Annotated in this window: 3 protein-coding genes; all 3 read left to right on the top strand. The window is 66.5% G+C overall.

Annotated elements, in window-relative coordinates; translation table 11 throughout:
* The coding region (locus tag WCE35_RS00035) for a DMT family transporter (RefSeq protein WP_424591305.1) at nucleotides 1-909 on the top strand (909 nt) is incomplete at its 5' end.
* Between the two features lie 78 nt (nucleotides 910-987).
* Nucleotides 988-2,070 carry a zinc-binding dehydrogenase gene (locus WCE35_RS00030; RefSeq protein WP_424591304.1) on the top strand — a complete coding sequence of 361 codons (1,083 nt, stop codon included), beginning with the start codon at nucleotides 988-990 and terminating at the stop codon, nucleotides 2,068-2,070.
* Nucleotides 2,071-2,751 (top strand): class I SAM-dependent methyltransferase (locus WCE35_RS00025; RefSeq protein ID WP_424591303.1); only part of this gene is annotated, 681 nt, incomplete at its 3' end.

Raw genomic sequence — 2,751 nt, 5'->3', positions numbered from 1 at the left:
GCGCCGGCGCGCGCCGACCGGCCGTTCAGGGGCATCGCGCTGATCCTGGCGTCGACGGTATTTTTGGGCGCCTCCGATGTCACCGCCAAATATCTGTCGGCGACCTTGCCGTCGATCGAGATCGCCTGGATCAGGTTTCTGGTGTTCGCGCTGATCATGTCGCCGGCGATGCTGCCGGGGTCGCCGCTGTTTGCGCTCCGGTCCGGCCGTCCCGGTCTGCAATGGTTGCGCGGCGCGGCGCTGCTCGGATCTTCGCTGTTCTTCATCTCCGGCCTGCGGTTCCTGCCGATCGCGGAAGCATCCGCCACCGGCTTCGTCTCGCCGCTGTTCGTCACCGCTTTGTCGATCGTCTTTCTCGGCGAGAAGGTCGGCCTGCGCCGCTGGATCGCGACCGGCGTCGGCTTGCTTGGGGTGATCGTCATCCTGCGGCCGGGATCGGGGGCGTTTCATCCCGCGGCATTTTTCCCGATCGTGTCGGCGCTGGCCTGGGCCTGCACCCTGATCATGACGCGGATGATGAGCGGCAGCGAGCGCGCCGTCACCACCATGACTTATTCGTCGATCGCCGGCGTGTGCATTCTGTCGGCGCTGGTGCCGCTGGTCTGGGTCGCGCCGAGCGCGCGCGATATCCTGTTCGGCATCTTCATCGGCATCGCCTCGACGGCGGGACAGTGGATCGTGGTGCTGGCGTTCCGCTACGCCGACGCCTCGGTGCTGGCGCCGTTCTCCTACACGCAGCTCATGTGGGTCAGCATCCTGGGCTTCCTGATCTTCGGCGAGGTCCCCGATATCTGGACCGTGACCGGCGCCGCCTTCATCGTCGCCAGTGGTCTCTATACCGCCCACCGCGAGCGGGTGCGGCGGTCGCAGCTTTTGACGGTGCCCGCCGAGCCTTCGCCGAACGCCTGACGGAGCGGTGATTCAGCAGCGGGCGGTGTTCATGGTAGTCCTCCGTGCTATGAGAGGCATAACCACGGGGAGGCGCCGATGCGGGCTGCGATTTTCAGGAACGGCGAGATCGTTGTCGACACCATGCCGGAACCGAAGCCGGGCGCGGGCATGGTGCTGGTCAAGTCGCTGGCCTGCGGCATCTGCGGCTCCGATCTGCACGCGCGCAAGCATGCCCGCCATATGGTCGAGCTTGCAAAGCATCTTCCCGGCCGCAAGCCGATGGACCTCAGCCGCGATGTCGTGTTCGGCCACGAATTCTGCTGCGAGATTCTCGACCATGGCCCGGGCACGACGGGCCAGCTGAAAGCCGGCGCCAAGGTGTGTTCGCTGCCGGCGCTGCTGACGGGCGAAGGCCCGCAAGGCATCGGCTATTCCAACGACAATGTCGGCGCCTATGCCGAGCGCATGCTGCTCAGCGAGGCGCTGCTGCTTGAAGTGCCGAATGGCCTCGCGGCGGAGCATGCCGCACTGACGGAGCCGTTGGCGGTCGGCGTTCATGCGGTGGCAAAAGCAAATATCCGCGGCGACGAGGTGCCGCTGGTGATCGGCTGCGGGCCTGTGGGCCTCGCCGTGATCGCGGCGCTGAAGATCCGGGGATTGCACCCGATTGTGGCTGCGGATTATTCGCCGGCGCGCCGGGCGCTTGCCGAAAGGCTCGGCGCCGACATTGTCGTCGATCCCGCGCGCTCGCATCCCTACGCGACCTGGGCCGAGCACGCCCGGATGTCGCCGGAACAGAAAGCAGCGCGGCCGCCGCTGCAGGCACTTTTGCCGGCGCTGAAACCCGCGCTGATCTTCGAATGCGTCGGCATTCCCGGCCTGTTGCAACAGGTGTTCGAAGGGGCGCCGCGCGACGCCCGCATCGTCGTGGCCGGCGTGTGCATGGAAACCGACCGCTCCGAGCCGATGCTCGGCATCATGAAGGAGCTCAGCGTCCAATATGTGCTGGGCTACACGCCGGATGAGTTCGCCTGGTCGCTGCGCCTGATCGCGGAAGGCGAGGTGGATGCGGCCTCGCTGGTGACGGCGCGCGTCGGCATCGACGGCGTCGCGCAGGCCTTTGCCGATCTCGCCAATCCCGAGCGGCATACCAAGATCGTCGTCGAGCCGTGGCGGTAGATGTCGTCACCTGATTCCGATCGTCCGCCCGTGCTGGCGCATCAGCGCTTCCTTGAGGACAAGGAGTCCTTCGCAGGCCTGAGCCTGGCGCAACGCTTTCGGCGCATCCACGAGACCAATCTGTGGGGCGCGGCGGCATCGGCTTCCGGGCTTGGCTCGGAGCTGGACGCCACCGCCGTGTTGCGCGCGGAATTACCGCGGCTGCTTGATCGGCTTGGGGTGACCTCGCTGCTCGACGCGCCCTGCGGCGATGCCGGCTGGATCAACAAAGTCAATCTGGAGATGCGATATGCCGGCGTCGATATCGTGCCGGCGCTGATCGCGAGACTGCAAGCCCGCGCCGCCGCCGGCGAAATCGGGGGCGCATATCGTCTCGCCGACATCACGGCGGATATCCTGCCTCGATGTGACGCGATTCTGTGCCGCGACTGCCTGGTGCATCTGTCGTTTGCCAATATCGCGCGCGCGGTGGCCAATTTCCGCCGCTCCGGCGCGACGTGGCTGATCGCGACCACGTTTTCGGAGTGGCAGGTCAATGCCGATTGCGAGGACGGCGACTGGCGCGCGCTGAATTTCGAGCGCGTGCCTTTTTGCTGGGGGCCGCCGCTTGAGCTGCTGAACGAGCATTGCCTGGAGGCCGGTGGCGGCTGGCACGACAAGAGCCTGGGCGCGTGGCTTCTC

Origin of the sequence: Bradyrhizobium sp., from assembly GCF_049691595.1 — a bacterium.
Taxonomy (GTDB): Bacteria; Pseudomonadota; Alphaproteobacteria; order Rhizobiales; family Xanthobacteraceae; genus Bradyrhizobium.
The sequence above is the reverse complement of the archived record's forward strand: the minus strand, read 5'-3'. Positions and strand labels throughout refer to the sequence as shown.